General features: G+C 29.4%; 23 protein-coding genes and 3 tRNA genes. 21 read left to right on the top strand and 5 right to left on the bottom strand.

Features of this window, described 5'->3' with window-relative positions:
- Positions 1–196: 196 nt before the first annotated feature.
- The 4 genes from PHZ07_04365 (at position 197) to PHZ07_04350 (ending at position 4,616) form a co-directional block, all read left to right on the top strand.
- Positions 197–2,716: an ATP-dependent Clp protease ATP-binding subunit gene (locus tag PHZ07_04365; protein MDD3284799.1), complete on the top strand. Its 2,520-nt coding sequence runs from the start codon at positions 197–199 to the stop codon at positions 2,714–2,716.
- A gap of 65 nt (positions 2,717–2,781) precedes the next feature.
- Positions 2,782–3,414 (top strand): phosphoribosyltransferase family protein, encoded by a 633-nt coding sequence (locus tag PHZ07_04360; protein MDD3284798.1) that lies wholly within the window; start codon positions 2,782–2,784, stop codon positions 3,412–3,414.
- Positions 3,415–3,462: 48 nt separating this feature from the next.
- Positions 3,463–4,419, top strand: coding sequence for a calcium/sodium antiporter (locus PHZ07_04355; protein ID MDD3284797.1), 957 nt, complete (start codon positions 3,463–3,465; stop codon positions 4,417–4,419).
- Positions 4,420–4,445: 26 nt separating this feature from the next.
- Positions 4,446–4,616, top strand: coding sequence for a ferredoxin (locus PHZ07_04350; protein MDD3284796.1), 171 nt, complete (start codon positions 4,446–4,448; stop codon positions 4,614–4,616).
- A gap of 5 nt (positions 4,617–4,621) precedes the next feature.
- Here the strand turns inward: PHZ07_04350 and PHZ07_04345 are convergent, their stop codons facing one another.
- A complete protein-coding gene (locus tag PHZ07_04345; GenBank protein ID MDD3284795.1) occupies positions 4,622–5,071 on the bottom strand; it encodes a hypothetical protein in 450 nt (149 codons plus the stop codon).
- A 110-nt stretch (positions 5,072–5,181) separates the two neighbouring features.
- On the opposite strand from PHZ07_04345, the gene PHZ07_04340 reads away from it, so the two are divergent.
- The 6 genes from PHZ07_04340 to PHZ07_04315 all read left to right on the top strand — a co-directional run bounded on the left by PHZ07_04340 (position 5,182) and on the right by PHZ07_04315 (position 8,332).
- Positions 5,182–5,267 (top strand) — tRNA-Leu (locus PHZ07_04340).
- A 51-nt stretch (positions 5,268–5,318) separates the two neighbouring features.
- Positions 5,319–5,395: transfer RNA gene (locus tag PHZ07_04335), tRNA-Met, on the top strand.
- 223 nt (positions 5,396–5,618) lie between these two features.
- A tRNA-Met gene (locus PHZ07_04330) sits at positions 5,619–5,695 on the top strand.
- A 177-nt stretch (positions 5,696–5,872) separates the two neighbouring features.
- Positions 5,873–6,511 carry an HAD family hydrolase gene (locus tag PHZ07_04325; protein ID MDD3284794.1) on the top strand — a complete coding sequence of 213 codons (639 nt, stop codon included), beginning with the start codon at positions 5,873–5,875 and terminating at the stop codon, positions 6,509–6,511.
- Between the two features lie 117 nt (positions 6,512–6,628).
- Positions 6,629–7,414: a ParA family protein gene (locus tag PHZ07_04320; protein ID MDD3284793.1), complete on the top strand. Its 786-nt coding sequence runs from the start codon at positions 6,629–6,631 to the stop codon at positions 7,412–7,414.
- Between the two features lie 27 nt (positions 7,415–7,441).
- Complete coding sequence (locus PHZ07_04315) at positions 7,442–8,332, top strand: ParB/RepB/Spo0J family partition protein (GenBank protein MDD3284792.1); 891 nt, start codon at positions 7,442–7,444, stop codon at positions 8,330–8,332.
- A 135-nt stretch (positions 8,333–8,467) separates the two neighbouring features.
- Here the strand turns inward: PHZ07_04315 and PHZ07_04310 are convergent, their stop codons facing one another.
- Complete coding sequence (locus tag PHZ07_04310; protein MDD3284791.1) at positions 8,468–8,851, bottom strand: hypothetical protein; 384 nt, start codon at positions 8,849–8,851, stop codon at positions 8,468–8,470.
- Between the two features lie 194 nt (positions 8,852–9,045).
- On the opposite strand from PHZ07_04310, the gene gyrA reads away from it, so the two are divergent.
- The 8 genes from gyrA to queA all read left to right on the top strand — a co-directional run bounded on the left by gyrA (position 9,046) and on the right by queA (position 16,973).
- On the top strand, positions 9,046–11,946 hold the full coding sequence (gene gyrA / locus PHZ07_04305; GenBank protein ID MDD3284790.1) for a DNA gyrase subunit A: 2,901 nt from the start codon (positions 9,046–9,048) through the stop codon (positions 11,944–11,946).
- Between the two features lie 31 nt (positions 11,947–11,977).
- Complete coding sequence (locus PHZ07_04300; protein ID MDD3284789.1) at positions 11,978–12,946, top strand: NGG1p interacting factor NIF3; 969 nt, start codon at positions 11,978–11,980, stop codon at positions 12,944–12,946.
- 192 nt (positions 12,947–13,138) lie between these two features.
- Positions 13,139–14,164: a Holliday junction branch migration DNA helicase RuvB gene (ruvB, locus tag PHZ07_04295; protein ID MDD3284788.1), complete on the top strand. Its 1,026-nt coding sequence runs from the start codon at positions 13,139–13,141 to the stop codon at positions 14,162–14,164.
- Between the two features lie 5 nt (positions 14,165–14,169).
- Positions 14,170–14,538 (top strand): hypothetical protein, encoded by a 369-nt coding sequence (locus PHZ07_04290; protein MDD3284787.1) that lies wholly within the window; start codon positions 14,170–14,172, stop codon positions 14,536–14,538.
- A gap of 22 nt (positions 14,539–14,560) precedes the next feature.
- Positions 14,561–14,872 carry a zinc ribbon domain-containing protein gene (locus PHZ07_04285; protein ID MDD3284786.1) on the top strand — a complete coding sequence of 104 codons (312 nt, stop codon included), beginning with the start codon at positions 14,561–14,563 and terminating at the stop codon, positions 14,870–14,872.
- Between the two features lie 139 nt (positions 14,873–15,011).
- On the top strand, positions 15,012–15,383 hold the full coding sequence (locus tag PHZ07_04280; protein ID MDD3284785.1) for a hypothetical protein: 372 nt from the start codon (positions 15,012–15,014) through the stop codon (positions 15,381–15,383).
- A 5-nt stretch (positions 15,384–15,388) separates the two neighbouring features.
- Positions 15,389–15,931 carry an epoxyqueuosine reductase QueH gene (locus PHZ07_04275; GenBank protein ID MDD3284784.1) on the top strand — a complete coding sequence of 181 codons (543 nt, stop codon included), beginning with the start codon at positions 15,389–15,391 and terminating at the stop codon, positions 15,929–15,931.
- 10 nt (positions 15,932–15,941) lie between these two features.
- Positions 15,942–16,973 carry a tRNA preQ1(34) S-adenosylmethionine ribosyltransferase-isomerase QueA gene (gene queA / locus PHZ07_04270; protein ID MDD3284783.1) on the top strand — a complete coding sequence of 344 codons (1,032 nt, stop codon included), beginning with the start codon at positions 15,942–15,944 and terminating at the stop codon, positions 16,971–16,973.
- A 74-nt stretch (positions 16,974–17,047) separates the two neighbouring features.
- Here the strand turns inward: queA and ychF are convergent, their stop codons facing one another.
- On the bottom strand, positions 17,048–18,103 hold the full coding sequence (gene ychF / locus PHZ07_04265; GenBank protein MDD3284782.1) for a redox-regulated ATPase YchF: 1,056 nt from the start codon (positions 18,101–18,103) through the stop codon (positions 17,048–17,050).
- Between the two features lie 240 nt (positions 18,104–18,343).
- Between ychF and PHZ07_04260 the strand changes: the two genes are divergently transcribed.
- Entirely contained in the window at positions 18,344–18,913 is a 570-nt protein-coding gene (locus tag PHZ07_04260; GenBank protein ID MDD3284781.1) for a hypothetical protein, read from the top strand.
- On the opposite strand, the gene PHZ07_04255 is transcribed toward PHZ07_04260, so the two are convergent.
- Together PHZ07_04255 and PHZ07_04250 are read right to left on the bottom strand one after the other, a co-directional pair.
- On the bottom strand, positions 18,888–19,760 hold the full coding sequence (locus PHZ07_04255; protein ID MDD3284780.1) for a tetrahydrofolate dehydrogenase/cyclohydrolase catalytic domain-containing protein: 873 nt from the start codon (positions 19,758–19,760) through the stop codon (positions 18,888–18,890). The two genes, PHZ07_04260 and PHZ07_04255, sit on opposite strands and share 26 nt — an antisense overlap.
- A gap of 149 nt (positions 19,761–19,909) precedes the next feature.
- Positions 19,910–21,208: a serine hydroxymethyltransferase gene (locus PHZ07_04250; GenBank protein ID MDD3284779.1), complete on the bottom strand. Its 1,299-nt coding sequence runs from the start codon at positions 21,206–21,208 to the stop codon at positions 19,910–19,912.
- 136 nt (positions 21,209–21,344) lie between these two features.
- On the opposite strand from PHZ07_04250, the gene PHZ07_04245 reads away from it, so the two are divergent.
- On the top strand, positions 21,345–23,279 hold the full coding sequence (locus tag PHZ07_04245; GenBank protein MDD3284778.1) for a DUF5011 domain-containing protein: 1,935 nt from the start codon (positions 21,345–21,347) through the stop codon (positions 23,277–23,279).
- A gap of 155 nt (positions 23,280–23,434) precedes the next feature.
- Positions 23,435–26,417, top strand: a 2,983-nt coding sequence (locus PHZ07_04240) for a DUF2341 domain-containing protein (GenBank protein MDD3284777.1), incomplete at its 3' end; no start/stop codon positions are given.

Here is a 26,417-nt window from a genome sequence, read left to right as displayed (position 1 = left end):
TACTCCTAAATACCATAAAACTCGCTTTTCTTTTGGATAACTTGGTTTTAAAGGCATATATTTGTTTATTAGTTAACAGTGTTACCCCTAAGTATACCAAGTGTTACCTATTAGTGTTAACTGTACACAATCTTTACATAACACGATTTATATTCTAAAATAGAATTTCAATGAAATTTAATGTTATAATTAAAATATGGAAGATATTACAAATATATTCGGAAAATTTTCAAAAAGACTAAAAACTGTTCTTGTAAAAGCTCAGGATTTGGCTGGAACACTAAACAAAAAAGAAATAGATTTTTGGGAGGTTTTGTATTGCCTATCGAATGAAAAAGGTTCTATAGCATTTAATGTGTTAAAAGATCACAAAATAATTTCTGAAGATTTAAAAAAAGAAGTTTTGAAAAGATCTGATTTGAGTGAGAAAAATGTTGGTTCAAAAAACAAAATTAATATTCCTATATTTTCACAGCAGTGCCAAGATATAATAGAACAATCTGTAAAAATAGCTTATCAAAACAAACACTCCTATATTGGCACAGAACATCTTTTGGCCGCTATTTTTAAAAGTAATATAAAAGAGCTTGATACTTTCTTAAGTGATAAAAAAATAAACAAAAATGATATTATAAAAAATATAGATAATGTTTTAATAGGTACAAATAAATTTACAGATATATTAGAAGGAAATATAAGTGATATAGAGGCTTTGGAAAAAATGCTTATGGGTCAAGGAATGGTTAGTGAACAAAGTAATCAACAACAATTTACGATAGATCTTACTTCAGAAGAAATGCAAAAAAAATTGGATCCAGTTATAGGCAGAAAAAAAGAAATAGATAGACTTATAAATATTTTATGTCGTAGAACAAAAAATAATCCAGTGCTTCTTGGAGAGCCAGGTGTTGGCAAAACTGCAATTGTAGAAGGACTTGCAAAGAAAATCTTTGAAGGAGATGTTCCTCAAGTACTTCATAACAAGAGAATAATAACTCTTGATTTGGGAGCCGTAATAGCGGGTACTATGTACAGAGGTGAATTTGAAAAAAGATTAAAGAAAATTATTGATGATGCAAAAAAGGATGATGATATAATTTTGTTTATAGATGAAATACATACTCTTGTTGGCGCTGGAGCAAGTGGAGGACAGCTTGACGCTGCAAATTTACTGAAGCCAGAGCTTGCAAAAGGAGACTTGAAAGTAATAGGGGCTACTACTGTAACTGAGTACAAAAAATATATAGAATCAGATCCTGCTTTTGAAAGAAGATTTCAAGCTATTTTGGTAGATGAGCCGCTTGCAAAAGAAACAGAAGAAATTCTAAAAGGTTTGAGAGAAAATTATGAAAAATATCATTTGGTAAAAATTTCAGATGATGCTATAAAATCTGCAGTGGAATTAAGTCAGAGATATATGCCAGACAAATTTTTGCCAGACAAGGCCATAGACATTATCGATGAAGCAGCTTCAAAATTAAAAGTAAGAAATTCCAAAAATACTTCTATCAAAAAAATATCTGAATTAAAAAATAGTCTTCACATTGCTTCAAATAAAAAAGAACAATATATAGATGAAAATGATTTTGAAAAAGCAATGTTATTCAAAGAAAACGAAGATAAAATAATTTTGGAATTAAAGAAAATGAATGACAAAATTTCTAAACCAATGAAATACTTGGGAGAAATTACAGAAAAAGATGTCGCAGAAATAGTCTCCAAAATTTCAGGCGTTCCAATAGAAGATTTATTAAAATCAGAAAAAAGAAAATTAGTAAATTTGGAACAAAAAATACAAAATCATATAATAGGTCAAAATGATATTGTAAAAGAAGTCTCAAATTATATAAGAAGATCAAAGGCTGGTCTTTCACATCCAAACAAACCTATTGCTTCATTTATATTTTTGGGTCCATCAGGAGTTGGAAAAACAGAGCTAGCAAAAGTACTTGCAAAAGAAATTTATAATGACGAAAAATCTTTGGTAAGAATTGATATGTCTGAGTTTTCAGAAAGATTTGACGCTTCAAAACTTATTGGTGCACCAGCTGGATATGTAGGATACAAAGATTCAAACAAATTTACTGACAGAATTAGACTAAGACCATACTCAATAGTTCTTTTTGATGAAATAGAAAAAGCTCATCCAGATATTTTTAATCTTTTACTGACAATACTTGAAGATGGATATATTACAGATGCAAGTGGTAGAGTAATAAATTTCAAAAATACAATTATAATAATGACCTCAAATATAGGAAATGAACAATTTAATAAATATGCATCAATTGGTTTTGATGTAAAAAATAAGGATAAAAAAGAAATTATTGAAGAAGAGTATGTTGATTTGGAAGAGAAGACGGTTAATTCTTTGTCAGATTATTTTAGGCCAGAATTTTTGAATCGGATAGATAAAATTTTGGTATTTAAAAATTTGGATATAAGAACAACTATAGAAATAGCAAAATTAAAATTATCTGAATTAGTAGATAGATTGAATGAAAAAAGGATAAAAGTAAGTGTAGATAATAAAGTTTACAAGTTTATTGCCGAAAACTCATTTAATTCAAATGTAGGTGCTAGAAATATTAGTAAATTTATTCAAAATAATATTGAAAGTGGTATAGCAAATGATATGTTGGCAGATAAAATTAGAAGTGGTAATAATATAAAGATTAGTATTAAAAACAAAAAAATCTCTATTGCAAAAATTTAGTATTTTGTATATTATTTTTATATAAAAGGGTCTTATAAGGCCTTTTTATTTTTTTATCAAAAAATATGTTCAAAAAAATATTAGATATTTTGTTTCCAATTGAATGTGTTGGATGCGGATTTCCTAATTTTTTGATTTGTGATAAATGTTTTGAAACTATACAAATAAACAGTGCTAATTATTTTTCAACTGATTATGTAGATGAAGTTCATGTTTGTTGTTCTTTTCATAATAGATTGCTCCAGCGCGTAATTCATTTATACAAATATCAATATATAGAAGATTTATCAAGGTATTTATCACTTTTGATGATTTCTTATTTTTTACAAACAACAAACAAAATTTTAAATCCTATTATTATTCCAGTACCACTTCATAAAAAAAGATTAATAGAAAGATGTTTTAATCAGTCTTATTTAATAGCTGATAATTTTTGTAAAAGATTTGATTATGTTTTAAAAGATGATTTAATTATAAGAGTAAAAAATACAAAACAACAAGCGAAATTAAACAAAGAGCAGAGGATAGATAATATAAAAAATTCTTTTTGTTTATTGAATAAAGATTTTATTCAAAATAAAAATTTTATAATAATAGATGATATTTATACAACAGGATCTACTGTTTCAGAAATAGCAAAGCTTCTAAAAACCAATGGTGCCAACAAGATTTGGTGTATAGTTATAGGCAAGAATTAATTTTTTTTATATGGTATAATATTTTTATAATTAAATTAAGTAAAAAATATGATCATTTTGCAATTTTTATTATTGCTTGTAGGATTTGTGATATTAATAAAAGGAGCTGATTATTTAGTAAGAGGTGCATCTTCTGTGGCAAAAAAGTTTGGCATATCAAATATTGTAATAGGACTTACAATAGTTGCCTTTGGTACATCGGCACCAGAGCTTATAGTAAATGTAATGGCAAGTATAAGAGGTAGTGGTGAGATAGTTATGGGAAATGTTGTTGGTTCAAATATAGCTAATATATTACTTATTCTTGGAATATCAGCTATGATATATCCACTTGTTGTAAAAAAGGGGACTGTTCGAATAGAAATACCATTTGCTTTGTTGGCCTTTTTAGTATTAGATGTTTTAGTAAATGATGTAATAATAGATAAAGGAGTAGCTAATTTTGTAACAAGAATAGATGGAATAATAATGATTTTATTTTTTATTGTATTTTTATATTATACATTTAGTATATCTAAGACTGAGGGAGAATCTGAAAATGTAGAAAAGCTTTCTACATTAAAATCAATACTTTTCATAATTGGAGGAATATTTGCCCTTACACTTGGTGGTGATTTTGTTGTAAGGAGTGCTACTAATATTGCTATGTATTGGGGAGTCTCAGAATCGCTTATTGCTCTTACTATAGTTTCTATTGGAACGTCTCTACCAGAACTTGCTACTTCAGTTGTAGCAGCTCTCAAAAAAAATTCAGATATTGCAATAGGAAATGTGATTGGTTCAAATATTTTTAATATACTTTGGGTTTTGGGACTTAGTGCTATTATAAGGCCAGTATTGTTTAATTCTGTGTTGAATGTGGATGTATTATTTGGTACATTTATCACGATATTGGTATTTATTTATATGTTTGTTGGAAAGAAAAATGTCATTCAAAGATGGCAAGGAGCTAGTTTAGTATTTTTGTATGTTGGTTATATTGTTTATTTAGTTATAAGAGGATAGTAAATTAATTAATAAAATAAAATATTATGCACGTAGATAAAGAAAAATGTATATCATGTGGAACCTGTGTAAGTTTGTGTCCAGATTGTTTTAAAATAGACATAGATGGCAAAGCAGAATGTTCATGTGAAAAATGTGAAGGCATGGAACAAGAAGAAATTATTGAAGCATGTCCAGTTGGGGCTATATTAAAGTAAAATTTTTAGTATTTTAGAATTATATAGCAAATTATTATAGGTATAAATTGCAAACCGTATTCTATCAAATAGTGCGGTTTGTATTTTATTATTTTATGTGATAATTCATTTATATCATTTGCCCATTTTAGGATTTTTAGATTTGTGATTTTATATAATCCCCATAGATAGTCTGGTAGTATAGCTCCGATTATTGCAGGAATTAAAGTATTGTAATTATATTTAAGATTGTTGTGTGAAAAATATAAAATAATTAAGACGAAAAATAAATCCAAAAAAGATAGGATTGCCAAATTTATTATTGGATTTTTGAATCCTTTTATATTATCTCCATCACCATGCGGGATAGCATCTAGTAAATAATGAAGAAAAAAGTTAATTAAAAAAAGAAGTATAGGATTTTGTGTATAATTTATACTTGTTATAGCCACTGTTGCATGTACTGATAAAAACATGTTTATATTATATCACTTTATTTTTTGGGTGTCTTTTGATTGACTTAAGCTTATATTTCAATTAAAATATTATCACGATTTTAAAAGTAGATTTTTGGAGATATTTTTATGCCGAAGTGGCGGAACTGGTAGACGCGCACGACTCAAAATCGTGTCCTGTTTCAGGGTGAGGGTTCGAGTCCCTCCTTCGGTACCAATTATGTAAGCTTGACAATATGTAATTTGTTCAGTATCTTTATTATATTATCGCGGGGTAGAGCAGTTTGGCAGCTCGCCAGGCCCATAACCTGGAGGTCGGGGGTTCAAATCCCCCCCCCGCTACCAAAAACCTATTTAATTATTTTTCAGGGTTTGTAAAATAAATAGAGATTATTTATTTTTTTTGTAAAATGGTTTAAAATTTATATATATTTTTGGCAGGGTAGCTTCCCCCTCGTCCCGTTCAGTGAGACTACGGAGGACAGGCAGTTGGTTACACCAACTTCGCAGATGTTATAAGTATTCAATTAGTTTGAAAATTAAAATTTGTAATTTATAATAAAACTATGGCAGGGTAGCTCAGTTGGTTAGAGCGCGGGACTCATAAGCCCGAGGTCGTGGGTTCAATTCCCACCCCTGCTACCATTCTTCATTCGCCAAAGGCGGATTTCGAATGGCACAGCCATTCGACTCTTCGAAGAAGAAAGAAGAATAGTCCGACGTAGCATTGGCAAAGTCGGGCACATACATAAATATCTATTAATAGATATTTTTTTGTTTTAAAAAATGTTATTATTAAAATATTATGAATAATCTTGTAATATGAAAAATAATAATATAAAAGCAGTAATTTTTGATATTGATGGGGTTTTGTTGGACTCTTTTGAAGCGAATTTAAAGTTTTTTCAAAATTTGATGACAGAGTTTAATTATAAACCACCAACTAGAGAAAATTTTAAAGAAACATTTCATCTTTCAATGCTTGATGTTGTAAAATATTTTACGAATTCTACTGACGAAGAGGAAATAAATAAAATTTGGGAAGCAGGTAGAGATAGGGGTTCTCTTTATCCAATGGAACTTTTAAAAATTCCAGAAAATGTTGAATTAGTTTTAGAAGAATTGAATAAAAATTATCTTTTGGGTTTGGCCACAAGTAGAGTAAAAGAAAGTATTTATAGCATTCCTCAATTAGCTAAATTGGAAAAGTATTTCAAAGTAGCTATATCATTTTGTGATACTGTTAGACATAAACCTTATCCAGATCCACTTTTAAAAGCAGCTGGAAAATTAGGAATCAAACCAGAACAATGTGTATATATAGGAGATTTGGAAAGTGATATGTTGGCAGCCAAAGCTGCAGGTATGAAAATTATTATTTATTCTAAAGATAAAGTTGATGGAGCAGATTATCAAACTTCATCATTTGAAGAGATTATTGAATTAGTTAAGAAATGCTAAGAGCGGGTAATATTATTTAATAGTTATTTTATTTATTAGAAATTATTATATATTTTTAAATATGTTTTTTTATTTCTTATTAGTTTGATATAATATATATAAATAAACATTTATAATATGTCTGAAGTAATAGCTATAGTGAATCAAAAAGGTGGAGTTGGAAAAACTACAACTACTATTAATTTGGCAGCATATTTAACGTATTTTGGTAAAAAAGTACTTGTAATAGATATAGACTCACAAGGAAATGCTTCATCAGGGCTTGGTATAAATTATAAGGAATTAGAGGCAAGTATGTATGAAGTACTTATTCCGGGTCCAATTACTATGAAACATGTTATATTATCTACTGGACTTGAAGGACTTCATCTTGCTCCAGCTAGCCCAGATCTTGCAGGAGCTAGCGTAGATTTGGTGTCAATAGATGAAAGAGAGTTTCAATTGTTAAATAATCTAAAAGATATAAAAGAATATTATGATTTTGTACTTATTGATTGTCCGCCATCTTTGGGGCTTCTTACTATAAATGCATTATCCGCAGCAACAGATGTACTTATTCCAGTACAATCAGAATATTATGCACTTGAAGGTCTTGGGCAGTTGTTAAATACAATAGGTTTGATTCAAGAAAATCTTAATCCAAAATTGAATATTTTAGGAGCTGTTCTTACAATGTATGACAAAAGAAATAAACTTAGTGAGGGGGTTTTTAATGAATTATATAAATATTTTCCAAATAGAATTTTTAGAACTGTTATTCCTAGAAATGTTAGACTAGCTGAAGCACCATCCCACGGTAAAAGTATTTTGGATTATGATTTGAGATCTCCTGGTGCAAAAGCTTATGAGAGATTGGCGAGAGAAGTATTGGAATCTTATAATTTATTTAAAACTAAAGATTAATTTTATTTATATTAAATAATATGAACTATGACGAATAAGTATGGATTAGGTAGAGGACTTAGTTCACTAATACCAAAAAAAATAAATACTGATATGAGTGATGTGAATCATGAAGTTTTTGAAATAAAAGAAAATCCAACATCAACAGAAAAAATTTTTCAAATAGAAGTTGATAAAATAAAAGCTAATCCATGGCAACCTAGAACAGATTTTGATGAGGATAAATTAGAAGATCTTATGAATTCTGTAAGAGAGCATGGAATTATACAACCACTTATTGTTACTCAAGATGGTATAGATGGTTATGAGCTTGTAGCTGGTGAAAGAAGGCTTAAGGCTGCAAAAATGCTTAATCTTTTCAAAGTACCTGTAATAGTAATGAATATAACTGGTACAAAAAAATTAGAGCTCGCTATTATAGAAAATATACAAAGACAAAATCTAAATTTATTAGAAGAATCAGAGGCGTGTTATAGACTTATGAAAGAATTTAATCTCACTCAAGAGGAAATAGCTAAAAAGCTTGGAAAAAATAGGTCTACTATTGCAAATATTTTGAGACTTAGAAATTTGCCTGATTCTGTGAGAAAATATCTAAAAGATGAAAGAATAAGTTTTGGACATGCAAAATTACTTTTGTCACTAGAAGATGAGAATAAGCAAAAAGAACTTTTGAAAAAAATTTTATCAGATAATTTGAATGTAAAAGATACAAGTGATGAGCTACACAAGACTGTTGTAAAAAGTCACAGTAGAACATTGCAAAAAGATCCGAATATTTTGTCTATTGAAGAGAATCTTAGAAATTATTTAGATACAAAAGTAAAGATAAATGATAAGCGTGGAAAGGGTAGTATAAATATAGAATATTATTCTAAGGAAGAAATGATAAATATTCTAGAAAAGGTTTTAAAATAATCTCGTCATCCGCACTTCATGGCGGCATGCCGTGGACGGGATAAAAATTTTATATTAGAAAAAATTAGTATTAATATATTTTTTAAAATGTCAAAGCCAGGAGATTTAGTCCTGGCTTTATAATTGTTTTTATCTTTATGTCGTCGGGAATTCCTCTACTAAAGTATCTGGAACCCCACAATACTTGTGTCCTCTCATGTAGGTAAATTCATTTTTTTCTGGCTCAAGTGTCCATGACCAGTCATAGATGACAATTTTTTCCTCATCATTTTTCCAACCCCAAGCTATTCCCTTTGTAATACCTTGTAATTCACATCCGAAGTAGCGAGGAGATATTATTTGAGTTGGATTTGTTCCGACCGTAGAAGAAAGCAGTTGACTAATTGGGTATGCTTTCATTTTTTCGCAAAAAATTACTATATAACCTTGTTCTTTCTTTAGAACAAAAACTTTCTCCTCAGGGTTTTTTTCTCGGAGAATGGTGGTTACGATATCTTCTCGTGTTTGTATGTTTTCCATTTTAAGCCTCCTTAGCTTAATTTTTCTTTAAAAAAACCTTATCACAACATCAAAAAATGTCAATTTACGTCTCCGGTCTATAGTATATTTGGTGTCTAATTCGGGTTGATTTTTGACTCAAAATGAGGTAAAATAGAAATGACTAAAGGTAGTCATTTTTCTTTATTTTAATTAGTAAATATCAATATAAATATATGGCTTGGAGTATTAAAAAAGTAAGTAAAAAAGCACCTATTAAAGTTTCTAAGGATAGTCATGTTAAGAAATCTGTTCCTGTTAAAAAAGTAGTAAAAACAGCTTCAAAAAAGAAAGAAATTAAGAAAGTAATAATCCCTAAAAAAGTATCCCCAAAACTTCAAAAAAAAGAAATATTGAAGCCTGTTAAAATTGTTAAAAAATTAGAATCAAAGATTAAGAAAATTGCAAAAGCAGAAACAAAAGAAAAACTTATAGAAGAAGAAATAAAAGATTTACAAAAAAATATACTTGATGCTACCAAAAAAGATGAAGAAGCTGTGATTGTTCCTACTGGGTCAAATTCAATTTTAGAAGATGAGGATAATAATGAAGAAGATTTGGAAAATGATGAAAAATCAGATAACTTTTTAAATGGATCAAATAATGGAAATGAAGAAATTCAAAAATATGCAGAGAGAACTCCAAATGAAAAAAATATAATAAATCAACCACTTGTTGAAGAAATGGAAGCATCATATCTTGATTATGCTATGAGTGTAATTGTAGCTCGTGCTCTTCCAGATGTTCGTGATGGATTGAAACCAGTACATCGTAGAATTCTTTATGCGATGTGGAAATTGGGTCTTAGATCAAGTGGTAAATTTAGAAAATCCGCAACCGTAGTCGGAGAAGTGCTTGGTAAATATCATCCACATGGAGATACAGCTGTTTATGATTCATTGGTCCGAATGGCTCAAGATTTTTCACTTCGTTACCCACTTGTAAATGGTCAGGGAAATTTTGGTTCTATGGATGGAGATGGTGCTGCTGCTATGCGTTATACTGAGGCAAAACTTCACAAGACAGCAGAAGAAATGCTTTATGATATAGAAAAAGAAACAGTTGATTTCATGCCAAACTATGATGGTTCTCAGAAAGAGCCAATAGTGCTTCCAGCAAAATTACCAAATTTACTCTTAAATGGTTCTATGGGAATTGCAGTTGGTATGGCTACGAATATTCCACCACATAATTTAGGAGAGTTAGTAGATGCTATTTGTGCTCTTATAGATAATCCAGATACAGATACAGATGGTCTTATGGAATTTATAAAAGGACCAGATTTTCCAACTGGTGGTATTGCATATGATATAAAAGAATTAAGAGCAGCTTATACAACAGGAAGAGGTGGAATAGTAGTAAGGGCTAAAACAGATATACAGGAGACAAAGAGAGGCTTTAGAATAATAGTAAATGAGATACCATATCAGGTTAATAAATCTGTTTTGATAGAAAAAATAGCATCTTTGGTAAAAGATAAAAAAGTTCAAGGTATAAGTGATTTAAGAGATGAATCAAACAAAGAAGGTGTTCGAATAGTCATTGAATTGAAAGATGCGTCTTATCCAAAGAAAGTTTTGAATGCATTGTATAAGCATACCCAATTGCAAGAAAAATTTCATTTTAATATGGTTGCTCTTATAAATGGAATTCAACCAAAACTAATGGGTCTAAAAAGTATTTTAGAAGAATTTATAAAACATAGACAAAATGTTGTAGTGAGAAGAGTTACATTTGATTTGAATAAAGCAAAAGATAGAGCTCATATATTAGAAGGTTTGGTAATGGCATTAGAGCATATTGATGCAATTATAAAGACCATCAAACAATCAAAAGATAAAGATGTTGCAAAAATAAATTTGATAAAGCAGTTCAAACTTTCAGATAGACAAGCAGTAGCAATATTAGAAATGAGATTGCAACAACTTGCAAATCTTGAAAAAATAAAATTAGAAAAAGAGCTAGAAGAAAAAATGAGAATTATAAAAGAACTTACTGCAATACTTGGTGATCCAAAGAAGGTTTTGAAGATTATAAAAGATGAGCTTCAAGAAATGAAAGACAAATTTGGCGATGAGAGAAGAACTAGAATTATAAAGGGTGAGGTAGACCAAATATCAAGTGAAGATCTTATTCCAAAAGAAGATATAGTCGTAATAATGACAAAAGATGGTTATATAAAGAGGATGAGTATTGATAATTTTCACACTCAAAATAGAGGTGGTAAAGGAGTTATAGGATCTTCAACACGAGAAGAAGATATTATAGAAAGGTTATTCTCTTGTACTACACATTCAGATTTATTGTTTTTTACTAGTCGTGGTAGAGCATTTCAATTGAAAGCATATGAAATACCTGTTGCAACTCGTCAAGCAAAAGGTCAAAATATTGTAAATTTTTTACAACTTGCTCCTGAAGAAAAAGTAAATACTATACTTCCAAATGATGAGATGAGTAATTTTAAATATTTGATGTTTGTTACAAAGAATGGACTTATTAAGAAAACAGAAATTGATAAATTTTCAAATATGAGAAGATCAGGACTTATCTCTATAAAATTAAAAGATGATGATCTTTTAAGATGGGTCAAACCAACAAGCGGAAAAGATGATATAATGCTTATCACATCAAATGGTCAGTCAATAAGAATGAAAGAAAAGGATATTAGATCTATGGGAAGATCTGCATCTGGTGTAAGAGGTATAAGACTCAAAAAGAATGATGAAGTAGTTGGAATGATAATTATTTTGGATGGATCAAGTAGTAGTGATGAATTATGTGTTGTGATGGCAAATGGTTTTGGAAAAAGAACTACTTTAAAATCTTACAAAATTCAGGGAAGAGGTGGTTCTGGTGTAAAAACTGCAAAAATTACTACCAAAACAGGAAAAATAGTATCAGCATTTTTTACAAACAAAGAAATAAAAGAAAAAGATATAATAATAATATCAATTGGTGCTCAGGTAATAAGATTGACTGTAAAAAATATTCCAGTAATAGGAAGAGATACTCAAGGTGTAAGACTTATGAGATTCAAAAAAAATGATGATATAGTAGCATCAGTTACAGTGGTTTAACAAATAAATCGAGCTCAGCTTGAAGAAATATATGACGACAATAAAACAAGTATATGATTTAGCCATAAGTCTAGGTATTAAAAATGATTTAAGAGGTTCTAGTTTTGTGGCAAACAAATTGAAATATAAAAATGAAAAATATAATAAATTAGACAAAGAAGAAAAATTAGAATTTGATAAAGAAATACTTACAAATCCATATGCTGACTCAAGAGTTCTTACAAATGGATTAAATAAAAAAGTTAGTAGAGTAATGGTAGGAATTGATATTGATACTTCTGAAATTTTATTGGCACATGAATTATCAAAAGACAAAAAAATAGATCTTGTGATAGGTCATCATCCATTAGGCGTTGCTCTTGCGGGTCTTGGAGATGTAATGGATTTGCAAATTGAACTTTTGCATAAATATGGAATTCCAATAAATATAGCAGAAGATATTACAAAACTTCGTATGAACGAAGTAAGTCGTGGTATAAATCCTATAAATCACAACAAAGTTGTAGATGCTGCAAAGCTTCTAAATATTGAACTTATGAATATTCATACACCAGCAGATAATATGGTTGCTACTTTTTTAGATAATTTGATTAAGAAAAATGAAAAGAAATTAGAAAGAGTAGAGGATTTATTGAAATTATTAAAAGAAATTCCAGAATATCGTGAGGCAATAAAAACAAAAGTAGGACCAAAATTATTTGTAGGATCTCCTGATAGATATCTTGGAAAAATTGCTGTTACAGAAATTACGGGTGGCACAAGTGGTTCAAAAGATTATTATGAAAAAATAGCAAATGCAGGAATAGGAACAATAGTAGGAATGCATATGGGAGAAGAACATAGAAAAGAAGCTGAGAAAGCACACTTGAATATTGTAATAGCTGGACATATGTCATCAGATTCAATTGGTATGAATTTGTTTTGTGATGAATTAGAGAAAAAAGATATTGAAATAATTCCTTGTTCTGGCTTTATAAGATATTCAAGGGTTAAAAAATAGTAAATATATAATATTTATAAAAAAAGAAGATGAGCATTTAATACTCATCTTTTTGTCAATTGTTTATTTTTTGTTTTTATTATAGGATTATAGTATTAAGTTATAAAGTAAAAAGTTGAAAGTTTGAAATTTGAAAAATTTTATAGCTTTTTTGTCTTATAACTTTAAACATTATAACTTTTAACTTATTTTATGATAAATGAAGAATCACAAATTTTGAGCTCAAATGAAAGAGAAGAGGATAAGACTTTGGAAATTGCCTTGCGTCCAAAAAATTTTTCTGAGTATATTGGTCAGGAAAATATAAAGAAAAATCTTGATATTTCTATTCAAGCAGCAAAACAAAGAAAAGAACCGATTGAGCATGTTTTATTATATGGACCACCAGGACTTGGAAAAACAACTCTTTCATATATTATAGCTCGTGAGATGGATGCTAATATAAAAATTACTTCAGGCCCAGCAATAGAAAAATCAGGTGATTTGGCTGCGATACTTACAAACCTAGAAGAAGGGGATGTACTTTTTATAGATGAAATACATAGATTGAATAAAGTCATTGAAGAAATACTTTATCCTGCTATGGAAGAATATGCACTTGATATTGTAATTGGCAAAGGACCAAGCGCTAGAACCTTGCGACTTGATTTACAAAAATTTACCATAATAGGAGCTACCACGAGATATGATTTACTCTCAGCTCCATTTCGAGATAGATTTGGACTTGTTTTTCGATTGGATTATTATAAACCAGAAGATATAAATATAATTTTAAAAAATAATGCAAAAAAATTGAATATTGATATAGATGAAAGTGGATCGAATGTAATAGCAGAGCGATCACGACTTACACCTCGTATTGCAAATAGATTATTGAAAAGAGTTCGAGATTATGCACAAGTAAAAGGAAATGGAATTATAACCGGTGACTATGCAAAAGAAGCACTTTCTATGATAGATGTAGATAGCCATGGACTTGATTATATAGATAGAAGAATACTTGAGACAATTATAGATAAATTTCATGGTGGTCCAGTAGGACTTTCTACAATTTCCGCAGCAGTAGGAGAAGAAATTGGAACTATTGGAGAAATATATGAGCCATATTTGATGCGGATAGGATTTTTAGCAAGAACTCCGCGCGGAAGAATTGTAACAGAGTCAGGATACAAACATATTGGAAGAGAATATAATGAAAATAATAATAAATTAATTTAAATATTATGGGAAGTTATATAGAGTTGAATGATACATTGCAAATAACAACTGAACAGGGCTTTCCAAAAGAATTAAATTTGGAAGAACATTTAAAAAATCCGCTTGACGCAAAACAATTTAAAAATAAAGTTTTTTATTTTCATGATAAGCAAGGGATAAGACTGTTTCACACCTCACCTAATAGAGTCTTTCTTGTTCACAATATTGACGGAAAATGGTTGTATTGGGGGCATTGTTTAATAATTGAGCAAACAATAAACTCTGAGACTAAAACTACCTCAGGAAAATTTATCATTATAAAGATATATAATCCAGAATATCAAAGATATATAAGTCAACAAGAAGTTGATTTAGGAAAAGAATATTTATTTTAAATTAACAATATAATAAAAAAATATGAAAATTTGTATTGCATGTGGAATGCCACTAGAAAATATTGAAGATATTGGAATAGAAAATGGAGATGAAATTTTTTGTAAGTACTGCATAAATGAAGATAAAAGCATTAAAACCTGTGAAGAAATATATGACGGTGGTGTAAATTTTTTTCTTGCAACATTTTCTGATTTAGATAGGTCTCTTGCAGAGCGTGCTGTTAGAAAAAATATGAATTTATTGCCTTATTGGAAAAATAAAGATAATGAATGTCTAAAAGGCGATGAAGCAACAGATGTTGAATTTCAAATGATAATGAGTAGACTTGGTTAATTAATAAAATTTTTTATTGTTTCGAGTGAAGTTCCGCTGAGCGGGATGAAGTCGAAAAACCTCGAAATTGTATTTAATTAAATAATTTCGAGACCTCTCCACTACGGTCGAGTGACTCTAAAAAATTATTATAATTAAAATGTCGAAAGTCAATAAATTTTTATATTGGACACCAAGAATATTGTCAATAATATTTATATTATTTTTGATGATGTTTTCTCTAGATGTTTTTGATGGTCAATCAAACTTTTGGCAAATACTGATTGGATTTTTTATTCACAATATTCCCGCTTTATTTTTGATAGGTGTTTTAACTATTTCTTGGAAATACGAAATTGTTGGAGGAATTGTTTTTATACTTGCAGGATTATTTTATATTGTAATGTTATTAAAAGGCGGAATTGAGTCATATCAAATTTTTTGGATACTATCTATTTCAGGCCCAGCTTTTTTAATAGGAATTTTATTTATGATTAATTGGAAAAAGAGAAAAAATATAATTAAAAATTGATTCATATGAAACTATTACTACATGTCTGTTGTGCGCCATGTTCAGCATATGTTATACAACAATTACAAAAAGATTATGATGTAAATCTTTTTTATTTTAATCCAAATATATGTCCTGAAAGCGAATATGAAATTAGAAAAAATGAATCACAAAGATATGCCAAAAATTTAGAAATTGAATTTATAGAAAATAAAATTGACCATAATATTTGGTTAAAAAAAATAGAGGGCTTAGAAAATGAACCAGAGCGAGGTAGGAGATGTCTTGTTTGTTATAAATATCGTTTGGAAGAAACTGCAAAATATGCAAAAGATAATGGTTTTGATATTTTTACAACAACTTTATCAATTAGTCCACATAAAAGTAGTGAAATTATAAATCTTGTCGGTAATGAAATTTCAAAACAAATAGGTGTTGAATATTTACAAGCTGATTGGAAAAAAGATGGGGGATTTCAAAAATCATGTGAAATTTCAAAAGAAAATAAATTTTATAGACAACAATATTGCGGGTGCGAGTTTTCAATCAATCCCGCCAAGGCGGGATAAAGAAAATAATATGAAACTTTCAGAATTCAATTACAATTTACCAAAAAATTTAATTGCTAATTGCCCTGCTTCGCCACGGGATTCTTCAAGATTATTAATTTCAAATTATAAGAGTAAAAAATTTGAACATCATATTTTTAAAGATATTTATGATATTTTGGAATGTGGTGATATTTTGGTTTTTAATAATACAAAAGTTTTTCCTGCGAGATTGTTTGGAACTAAAGAAAGCGGAGGAAAAATGGAAGTATTTTTACTTCGTGAGATTTCTAGAGGAGTTTGGAGTGCAATAATTGGAGGTTGTTCAAAAAATGGTTTGAAAATTAATTTTAACAAAGAGGTATTTTGTAATTTAGTAGAACAAGAAGAAGGTTATGTATGGAAAATAAAATTTAATAAAAAAGGAAAAGAATTAAATGATTTTATAAACAAGTTTGGTCATGTTCCAATTCCACCATATATAAAAAATCCAGATAGTGAAACAAAATTAAAAAAAGAATATCAAACAGTTTATGCGAGAGTAAAAGGCTCTGTTGCAGCGCCGACTGCAGGTTTTCATTTTACAAAAGAACTGATGAACAAATTAAAGAAAAAAGGAATTATTTTTAAGTATGTTACTCTTCATGTTGGACTTGGAACTTTTGAGCCAGTAAAGACGGATAGAATAGAAGATCACAAAATACATAGTGAATTTGGAATTTTGGATAAGGGTACTGCAAAATTTTTAAACAAAGCAAAGAAACAAAATAAAAAAATTGTTGTTGTGGGAACTACTGCACTTCGTGTGCTTGAAGCATTTAGTAATGATAGGGGAGAATTGATTCCACAAAAAAATTGGATAAATATTTTTATATATCCTGGATATAAATTCAAATTTGTAAATAATTTAATAACAAATTTTCATTTACCAAAAAGCACATTACTCATGCTTATCTCAGCACTTGCTGGAAAAAAGTTTGTTGATAAGTTGTATAAAGAGGCAATAAAAAATGAGTATAGATTTTACTCATTTGGTGATGCTATGTTTTTTAGATATGAATAAGCACAATACTAGTGACATACCAATTATGCAAATAACATTAGTATTATTAGTATAAATTTGTATATTAGTATTTTTTAGTTGGCAAATCTAAAAACTGTTACATCTCCATCTTTAAATATATAATCTTTACCTTCTAATCTTACAAGTCCTTTTTCTTTTGCTTTTACTTCTCCGCCAGCGTCGAGCAAGTCTTGCCAGTTTATTATTTCAGCTCTTATAAATCCATCTTCAAAATCAGTATGAATTTTTCCTGCAGCTTGAGGTGCTTTTGTACCAGTCTCAATTGTCCAAGCACGTGATTCTTCTGGTCCACTTGTTAAGTATGTTATAAGGTTTAGAGTTTTGTATGCTTCTTTTATTAATTTATTAAGTCCAGTCTCTTGCATTCCAAGACTTTCCATATATTCTTTTGCATCATCATCACTTAATTCCGCTAATTCTGATTCTATTTTTGCACAAATTATTATTCCATCATTTACAATATCATTTACTTCATCTTCATCAACATTGTATACATAAAGCATCGGTTTGAGCGTCAAAAAATTCAAACTTTTGATAGAAAATTTTTCTTCATCAGAAAGTCCCAATTCAAATATTAATTTATTTGATTCTAATTGTGTTTTTATTTTTTCAAGGAGTTCTTTGTATTTATCCAAAGATTTGTCATGAGGTCCTTTTATTTGAGAATTTGTTTTGTCTAATACTTTGTTTAATATTTCCAAATCTGCAAAAATAAGTTCCATATTTATAACTTCTCTATCACTTACCGGATTTACCTCTCCATGAACATGAATTACATTTTCGTCTTTGAAACGTCTCACAACTTGAAGTATTGCATCAACTTCTCTGATATTTGCCAAGAATTTATTTCCAAGTCCTTCTCCCTTACTTGCACCCTTTACAAGTCCTGCGATATCAACAAATTCTATTGTAGTATAAATTGTTTTTTGTGAATTGTTTAATTCTGATAATTTATCCAATCTTTCATCAGGCACGGCAACAACTCCTACATTTGGTTCTATGGTACAAAATGGATAATTTGAAGCATCTACCTGTTTTTTCGTAAGTGCCTTAAAAAGTGTTGATTTTCCAACATTTGGTAGGCCCACAATTCCTATAGAAAATGACATATATTAATAGTTTAATAGTATAATTGTTTGATTGAATAATGGATTAATCCCGCCTCTATATAGTTTATAATTGTTGCGGGATCTCGTTTCTTCGAGCTTAGCTCGATTCGCTGGATTGATTAATATAATAATTGATTTGATTATATAGAATATTTATAACAATTTCAATGCCTATAACTTTGTTCGTAAAATTATATTTTATATGTTATTATAATTTTATTAAAATATTAATAAGCATTTATGATTGACAAAAAATTATTAGAAAAAATTGATAAAGATTTATTGCTTTATCAAAAAGAAAGAGGATTTATAAACAGAATTTCTTCAGATGTTTTATCAAAAAGTAAAAGTGTTATATTTCTCGCTCATGAAGGAAAAATAAAAGAAGCAGAAGTAAAATTAAATGAAGCAAAAAAACAATTAATAGAACTTAATAAAAAATATAACAAAAGTAGTAGATTGGAATCCGAAGGATCTTACAAAGCATCTGTTGAAGAATTTTTAGAAGCACAATTTTTCCTATTAGCTTTACAAGACAAAAAAATATCTATTGATAAAGATTTAAAATTTGGACCAGAAGAATATATTGGTGGATTGTGTGATCTTGGTGGAGAACTTGTAAGACAATGTATATTAAAAGCACATCTCAGAGATATAGATTTAATAAAAAAATATAGAGAAATTGCAAAAGAAATAGTTGGTTTTATGTTGAAGTTTTATATGACTGGAAAATTAAGATGTAAATTTGATGATGCAAAGAGAAATTTGCAAAGAATAGAAACAATTATTTATGAGCTTGGTTTGAGATAAATTTTTTATGAAGTTCAAGTGTATTTTTTAATAAATACGCTATTGTAATTGGTCCTATTCCACCTGGAACTGGAGTTATAAATTTACATTTTGGAAACACATCAGTATAATCCACATCGCCAACAGTAGTATTTCCAACTTTATTAATACCTACATCGATTATTACTACGTCATCTTTTATCATTTCTTTTTTTATCAAAAATGCTTCACCAACTGCTGTTATTAAAATATCAGCAGTTTTTGTTTTTTCTTGCCAATTATTTTCTGATGTGTGGGTATGAGATGTTTTTATTTCTAAATTAGATAACATTTTTTCTATTGGTTTTATGAATTCATGACTATTTCCAAGTATTACAGCATATTTTCCTTTTAATTTTTCATTTGTGTAATTTAGTACTTCTTTTATGGTTTTTGTCATTACTGGTTCTATAAAAGTTTCATTATTAATAAATTTATTTATATTTTCTGGGTGAAATCCATCTACATCTTTTTTAGGATTTATTGAATTAATAATTTTTTGTGTATCGAATTTTTTTGGAAGTGGAAGTTGAACTATTATTGCATCAACTTCTTCGTCATTGTTTAAAAAATTTATTGTATCTATAATATTTTGTTCATTGTCCCTTTCTTTAAATAAATATTTATTAAAAACAATTCCTACTTCAGCACATGCTTTTTCTTTTTTTGATACATAAAGATGAGAAGCACTATCTTTTCCGACCAAAATTATTGCAAGACCTGGTATTAAATCACGCTCAATAATCTCACGTCTTACAGAGTGCTTTATTTTGTCTGCAATTTCTACACCATCTATTATTTTGTTGTTTTTTAATTCTAATTCGTTCATAGTTTTTTCGTATTTTGTTGTCACCTCGACCGATCCCGTATGACGGGAGAGTGGAGAGGTCTTGAAGTTATTTAATTAAATACAATTTCGAGATTTCTCCACTTCGGTCGAAATGACTTCCATTTTTAGTCGGGACAAATTTTAACAAGCTAGTATTTTATGTTTTTATAAATTGGAAATTTATCACACAAATTTTTTATTTCACTTTTGACTTTTTTTATAATTTCTTTATTATTATAATTTTTTAGGATTTTCGTTATCATCTCAGATATTTGAATCATTTCAGATTCTTTCATTTCGCGACTTGTTAATGCTGGTGTTCCAATTCTTATTCCTGATGGATCAAATGGACCTCGCGTATCAAATGGAATTGTATTTTTGTTTACAGTAATTCCAGCTAATTCTAATGATTTTTCTGCTTCAGCACCACTTATTCCAAATGGAGTTACATCTATTAGTAATAAGTGATTATCAGTTCCACCAGTTATAATTTTTAGTCCTGCATTTGTAAGTTCTTCAGCTAAAGTTTTTGCATTTTTTACAATTTGCTCTGCGTATTCTTTGAACTCTGGTTTTTGAGCTTCAAACAAAGCCTGTGTAATACCAGCAGTTGTTTGATTGTGTGGGCCACCTTGAAGCCCTGGAAATACAGCTCTATCAATATATGTTGGAATATTTTGTTTTGATTCGCGCCAACCAATTGCTGGTTCTGGTTTTTTTGTAGGATTTGATGGGTCTCCATCGCACATTATCATAGCGCCTCTTGGGCCACGAAGCGTTTTGTGCGTTGTAGTTGTTATGACATCAGCAAATCCTGCTGGACTTGGATGAACTCCACCAGCAATAAGTCCTGCAATATGTGCAATGTCAGCAACCAAAAATGCATTTTCTTTGTGTGTTATTTCTGCCAATTTTTCAAAATCTATAATTCGTGAGTATGCAGTTGCTCCTACAAAAACCAATTTTGGCTTTTCTTTTTTTATCATATTTTCTATGGCATTGTAATCAAGAAATCCATTTTTATCTGTTGTGTATTGAATAGCATCATAAAACATTCCACTAAAATTTACTTTCCAACCATGAGTAAGGTGTCCACCATAGAGCAAATTCATTCCCATTACTTTGTCGTGAGGCTCACATAGTGCAAAATATACTGCTTGATTTGCAGGGGAGCCAGAGTATGGTTGCAAATTTGCATGGTCAACTTGAAATATTCTTTTTGCATAATCTCGTCCTAGATTTTCTATTTCATCTATAAATTCATTTCCACCATAATATCTTTTTCCTGGGTAGCCTTCTGAATATTTGTTTGTGAGAATTGAGCCCATAGCGTGAAGTACATTTTCTGAAACATAATTCTCAGATGCGATCATTTCAAGGCCATCTTGTTGTCTTTCAAGTTCTTGATTTATAATTTCAAAAAGGTCATTGTCTTTTTTATTTATCATAATATTGATTTATTTATAATATTTCGTATTATAACATCTGATTTGTCTTGTTGACAAATTATTCAATAATTTTTTCTTGTTATAATTTATGTTATAATATATTTGTTTTTAAATATTAAATAATAATAATTATTATATGAAAAAATTAAATAAATTTTTGTTTATATTTATATTTTTGTTTGTAATAAATATAAATATATCTTTTGCAGAATCAGTTTGGGAAAATGTAGGTAATGAGAGATTTTCTCCCGGGGAAGCATTTGATATTTCTTTTACTATTGACGCTACAGGTACTCCGTATATAGCATATTCTGATAGTGGAGTAGATTGGAGTGGTTATTATGGTGCTTCAGTTATGAAATATAATGGTTCGTCTTGGGTAGATGTAGGAAATCCAGAATTTTCTACTGCAGGAGCATATGATATATCTATTGCTATTGATAGTTTTGGTAATCCATATGTTGCATATTTAGATGAAAATAGTGGATATAGTGCGATGGTTATGAAATATAATGGTTTAATTTGGGAGGAATTGGGTACTTCTGGAAGTGGATTTTCCGGTGGAGAGGCTGGATACACATCACTTGCTATAGATAATGATAATATTCCATATGTTGCGTATTCAGATGTAGAAAATAGTAGAGGAGCTACAGTCATGAAATATTCCACTTCAACAGGTTTATGGGTAAATGTCGGTAGTGTTAATTTTTCGGATGGAAGGGTGGATTATACATCACTTGCTATAGATGATGATAATATTCCATATGTTGCATATAGAGATAATATTAATAGTGATAAAATTACAGTAATGAAATATACTGGTTTAGGTGGCTCTGGTTGGGAGATTGTTGGTGATGTTGGATTTTCTAGTGGAATAGGTGTGAGACCTATTTTTTCTGATGTATATGATATTTCTCTTGTTATTAATAATAATGTTCCATATGTAGTTTATTCAGATGCAGGCGATTCTTATAAAGCTATGGTTATGAAATATAATGGTTTAGCATGGGAAGAAGTAGGAACTACTGGAACTGGATTTTCCGATGGGGAGGCATGGTATACATCTCTTGATTTTGATAGTAATAATATTCCATATGTCGCATATTCAGATGATCCAAATAATGAAGGAGCTACAGTTATGAAATATGCAAGCACAACAGATGAATGGGTAAATGTGGGTGGTGCTAATTTTTCTAATGGAGTGGCTTATTATACATCTATTGCTACTTATGACAATGTTTTATATGTGGCTTATGCATATTATTGGGATAATGGTTATGAACAAGAATTTGATGGTAATGCCACAGTAATGAAATATGGTTCATCGGATTCAGAGGATTCAGATATTATACCTCCAGTTATTACAATATTAGATTCTAATCCAATATCAGTGTATAAAGGAGATAGCTATTATGATCCAGGGGCTACGGCATTAGATGATATAGATGGAGATATAACAGAAAATATAGAAACAACAAGTAATGTAGATATTAATACAATAGGAACGTATTCAGTTATATATGAAGTTTCTGACATTGCAGGGAATACCAGTACATCTACAAGAGTAGTAAATGTTTTGGTAAGACCATCAACAGGATCATTATATGATAAATGGAATGATATAGATGTTAATAATGATGATAATATAGATGAAGTTGATAATAATGAAAATAATAGTGATAAAAATTTATTTTGGATTACTGGTAAGTGGGTAAAAACAAGCGATAGCAAAACAGTATACTTTGTAGATACTAATAATGTTAGACATGCATATCCAAATCAAGATGTATGGAATTCATATTTTGAAAATGACTTTTCATTTGTTGAAATTATAACAAAAGAAGAACTAGCTATTTATACACTAGGAAAGAATGTTCCATACAATGCTGGTATATTATTTAAAATACCAACAGTAGCTAAAGTATATTTAGTAGGAAGTAATGGTACTATACGATGGATAAAGACCGAAGAAAAAGCAATAGAGTTATATGGTGTTAATTGGAACAAACTAGTTTATGATCTACCAGATGAATTGTTTGGTGATTATACTATTGGAAGTGATATAGAGTAAGATAAAAGTTATTTATAAAGGATAGAGTTATATATTGACTCTATTTTTTTATTTTAATTCTAATATTTGTTAGATTTTTATCTATCTAGGGTGTTATTTTTTATATTTTTTTGTTATTATAAATATAGTCATATTTAATATAAAATTGAATAAAAATGTATAAATCCACAAAAAATATAAAACTTTTAATTGTTTTCTTTTTGCTTTCTATTTTCTTTTTTTCTGTTAATGCAGAAACATCTGTTTGGACATTTGATAATTCATCCGACTATAATTTTGATTCGGAAAAAATAGAGTTTTCATCTGGTGCTGTACAATTAAAAATAAAGTCAGATTGGTATAATAGAGATTGGAAATATAGAAAACCAATAATAATTACAAACAGCGAATTAACTCTCACAAATTATCAAATTAGAGTAGATTTGAGTAATATAAATTTTGATTTTTCAAAAACCTCCACTACGTTGTCTGATATAATTTTTACAGATAGTGATGGCACAACAGCTTTAGACTATTGGATAGAGAATCTTGATAATACTGGTGTGTCAACTAGTACTATTTGGGTCGAAATTCCAAATATTCCAAATCCTTATAAAACTATTTATATGTATTATGGTAATCCTAGTGCTGTGGCAAACTCTAATGGAGATGATACATTTTTGTTTTTTGATAATGATTTTACATCAAGAATAACTTATGAATCTCAAGCACTTTCAAATGCAGAAACATATCAAACTATTCCAACATATGATGATTCAGGACAAGCTATTCATCCAGATATTGTATATTTTGACACACCATGGAATGGTTATAAATATTGGATGGCTATGAATCCTTATCCAAATAGTGATCAGACAAAAGAAAATCCATCAATAGTTGTATCAAATGACGGTGCTTCTTGGACTGTTCCAAATGGTCTTACAAATCCAATAGATAATCAACCAAGCGGGTATGATTCTGATACAGACATGATTTATGATGGGAATTCCAATGAATTAATTATTTATTATAGGGAATATAGTGGAAGTCCTGCCACAGATAAAATCAAGAGAAGGGTTTCTTCTAATGGAATTAATTGGTCAGAGGAGGAAAATGTTTTAAATGGTGCAGAGGGTGGTATTTTGTCTCCAGCAGTATTAAAAATAGAAAATCAATTTTTTATGTGGTATGTAGATTCTTTAGGAGGTGGTTCAAGTGCCACAAATACACTTGTTAAATATATAGTTTCCGATAATGGGATTTCTAACTGGTCCCAACCTATATCTGTCTCATTGTCTCAGCCAGGGTATGTGATTTGGCATATAGATATAAAATATATTCCAGAAAAACAAAAATATTATATGCTTTATTCTGCTTTTCCAGTTGGTCAATCTAACGACGATGGTGCTGCATTATTTTTTGCACAGAGTGATGATGGTATAACTTGGGAAGTTTATAATAAAAAAGCTATAAATACATACCCAACTTCTTCTTGGGATTCTAGAGCTATTTATAGAGCTACTTTTTTATATAATGATAATTCTGATATGTTCAGGGTTTGGTATAGTGCAAAAGGAAATGATAATAGTTGGCACACTGGATATACTGAGAGAAATATGACAGCATTTTTAGATTCAATGGACTCTGATAATACAAAAAAATGGATAGATTACAAAAAAGGTTCTCAAAGTGCGACTATAGCAACAACTTCAGATGGTATTATATTATCTGGTCAACCAAATACAGTATCGAGTGCAAATATAAGAACAACAAAAAAATTTACAAATAATATAATAATTGAATTAAGACAGAGAATATCAAATGAGAGATATTGGGATACCTCTATTGGAAGTTATGTTGCATCTGAAGAGGGTTTTTATGAAGCAAGAAAAGGAGAGGTTGTGATAAGATCAAGAGAGTATCCAACACTTTCATCAAGTTCACCATGGTATCACACCACTCTTGGAGCTGGGTATATGTGGAATGCAGATGATGTAAATAGTGTGTCTAGTAAAGCCAGAGTTTATAAGATGGTGAATATAACAGCTAATACAAATGCATTAGCTAGTTCTTCTGGTACGCCTATTCATCCAGTAAATCAATGGTTGAAGAATAGATATATATATTCAGGTTCGGGAAATTTGCAATGGTATGTTGGTGACAACCTCATTGTTTCTTCAAATGATACAGCATACCTTGATAATGAAAAATATTTACTTTTATCCCAAGGTGCTTATACTACTAGTAATTGGGGTGGCAATAGAGAAATTGATTATGTTTTTGTAAGACAATATGCAACTACTACGCCATCTATATCTCTTGGTGCAGAAGAAAAACGTTTTTATACCGATAATCCACATATTGAATTAAAGTCTGATAATGCTGTTGAATTTGTTAATATTTTTGACTTTATAGAGGAATCTTTAGAAAATGGGGGAGAAATAAAATATCAAATATCTAAAGATGGTGGTTTAAATTGGTATTGGTATAATGGAGATTCTTGGGAAAATTATAATAACCCTGATTATATAAAGACAAATACGGCAGGTGAAATTGCTTCTAATATAGAACTGTTTTCATTTGGAGGTGGAAATTTTGTATTTAGATCGTTTTTTCATTCAGATGGAACGCAGGATGTAAAATTAGAATCACTTAACTTGGTCTATTCGGATGATTTAACACCGCCAGTTATTAGTGGATTATCAGATGATTCAACACCAAGAAAAATAAAAATATGGAACTGGTCTAGCGATGACGAAGATGCGACATATAGATATCACACTACAACATCTGATTCATTTGTTTTTAGTGATGAAGAATATTCTTCTACTACATCTACTGCGCAATCCAGTGGTAATGGAATGTATTATTTGTATGTACAGGCAAGAGATGCAAATAACAATGAGAGTGATGTTGTTGTTGTTTTTGCAGTTTTAGATAACACACATCCGGTCATTACGATTTTAGGAGATAATCCAATATCAGTAGAGCATGGAAGTTCATATGTAGATGCAGGAGCAACTGCTTTAGATAATGTAGATGGTGATTTAACAGATGAAATAAATACAATTAACAATGTGAACACAAACACTTTAGGATCTTATTCTGTTTCATATGTTGTTTCTGATTCATCTGGCAATACAAGCACATCAACAAGAT

It is taken from the genome of Patescibacteria group bacterium (assembly GCA_028692545.1).
Taxonomy (GTDB): Bacteria; Patescibacteriota; Patescibacteriia; order UBA1558; family S5-K13; genus STD2-204.
The sequence above is the reverse complement of the archived record's forward strand: the minus strand, read 5'-3'. Positions and strand labels throughout refer to the sequence as shown.

Coding starts and splice junctions, on each gene's coding strand:
- PHZ07_04300 (MDD3284789.1), top strand. CDS start 11,978: ATGACGACAATAAAACAAGTATATGATTTAGCCATAAGTCTAGGTATT.
- queA (MDD3284783.1), top strand. CDS start 15,942: ATGAAACTTTCAGAATTCAATTACAATTTACCAAAAAATTTAATTGCT.
- PHZ07_04315 (MDD3284792.1), top strand. CDS start 7,442: ATGACGAATAAGTATGGATTAGGTAGAGGACTTAGTTCACTAATACCA.
- PHZ07_04280 (MDD3284785.1), top strand. CDS start 15,012: ATGTCGAAAGTCAATAAATTTTTATATTGGACACCAAGAATATTGTCA.
- PHZ07_04285 (MDD3284786.1), top strand. CDS start 14,561: ATGAAAATTTGTATTGCATGTGGAATGCCACTAGAAAATATTGAAGAT.
- PHZ07_04345 (MDD3284795.1), bottom strand. CDS start 5,071: ATGTTTTTATCAGTACATGCAACAGTGGCTATAACAAGTATAAATTAT.
- PHZ07_04290 (MDD3284787.1), top strand. CDS start 14,170: ATGGGAAGTTATATAGAGTTGAATGATACATTGCAAATAACAACTGAA.
- PHZ07_04350 (MDD3284796.1), top strand. CDS start 4,446: ATGCACGTAGATAAAGAAAAATGTATATCATGTGGAACCTGTGTAAGT.
- PHZ07_04360 (MDD3284798.1), top strand. CDS start 2,782: ATGTTCAAAAAAATATTAGATATTTTGTTTCCAATTGAATGTGTTGGA.
- gyrA (MDD3284790.1), top strand. CDS start 9,046: ATGGCTTGGAGTATTAAAAAAGTAAGTAAAAAAGCACCTATTAAAGTT.
- PHZ07_04275 (MDD3284784.1), top strand. CDS start 15,389: ATGAAACTATTACTACATGTCTGTTGTGCGCCATGTTCAGCATATGTT.
- ruvB (MDD3284788.1), top strand. CDS start 13,139: ATGATAAATGAAGAATCACAAATTTTGAGCTCAAATGAAAGAGAAGAG.
- PHZ07_04355 (MDD3284797.1), top strand. CDS start 3,463: ATGATCATTTTGCAATTTTTATTATTGCTTGTAGGATTTGTGATATTA.
- PHZ07_04245 (MDD3284778.1), top strand. CDS start 21,345: ATGAAAAAATTAAATAAATTTTTGTTTATATTTATATTTTTGTTTGTA.
- PHZ07_04365 (MDD3284799.1), top strand. CDS start 197: ATGGAAGATATTACAAATATATTCGGAAAATTTTCAAAAAGACTAAAA.
- PHZ07_04325 (MDD3284794.1), top strand. CDS start 5,873: ATGAAAAATAATAATATAAAAGCAGTAATTTTTGATATTGATGGGGTT.
- ychF (MDD3284782.1), bottom strand. CDS start 18,103: ATGTCATTTTCTATAGGAATTGTGGGCCTACCAAATGTTGGAAAATCA.
- PHZ07_04250 (MDD3284779.1), bottom strand. CDS start 21,208: ATGATAAATAAAAAAGACAATGACCTTTTTGAAATTATAAATCAAGAA.
- PHZ07_04320 (MDD3284793.1), top strand. CDS start 6,629: ATGTCTGAAGTAATAGCTATAGTGAATCAAAAAGGTGGAGTTGGAAAA.
- PHZ07_04260 (MDD3284781.1), top strand. CDS start 18,344: ATGATTGACAAAAAATTATTAGAAAAAATTGATAAAGATTTATTGCTT.
- PHZ07_04255 (MDD3284780.1), bottom strand. CDS start 19,760: ATGAACGAATTAGAATTAAAAAACAACAAAATAATAGATGGTGTAGAA.
- PHZ07_04310 (MDD3284791.1), bottom strand. CDS start 8,851: ATGGAAAACATACAAACACGAGAAGATATCGTAACCACCATTCTCCGA.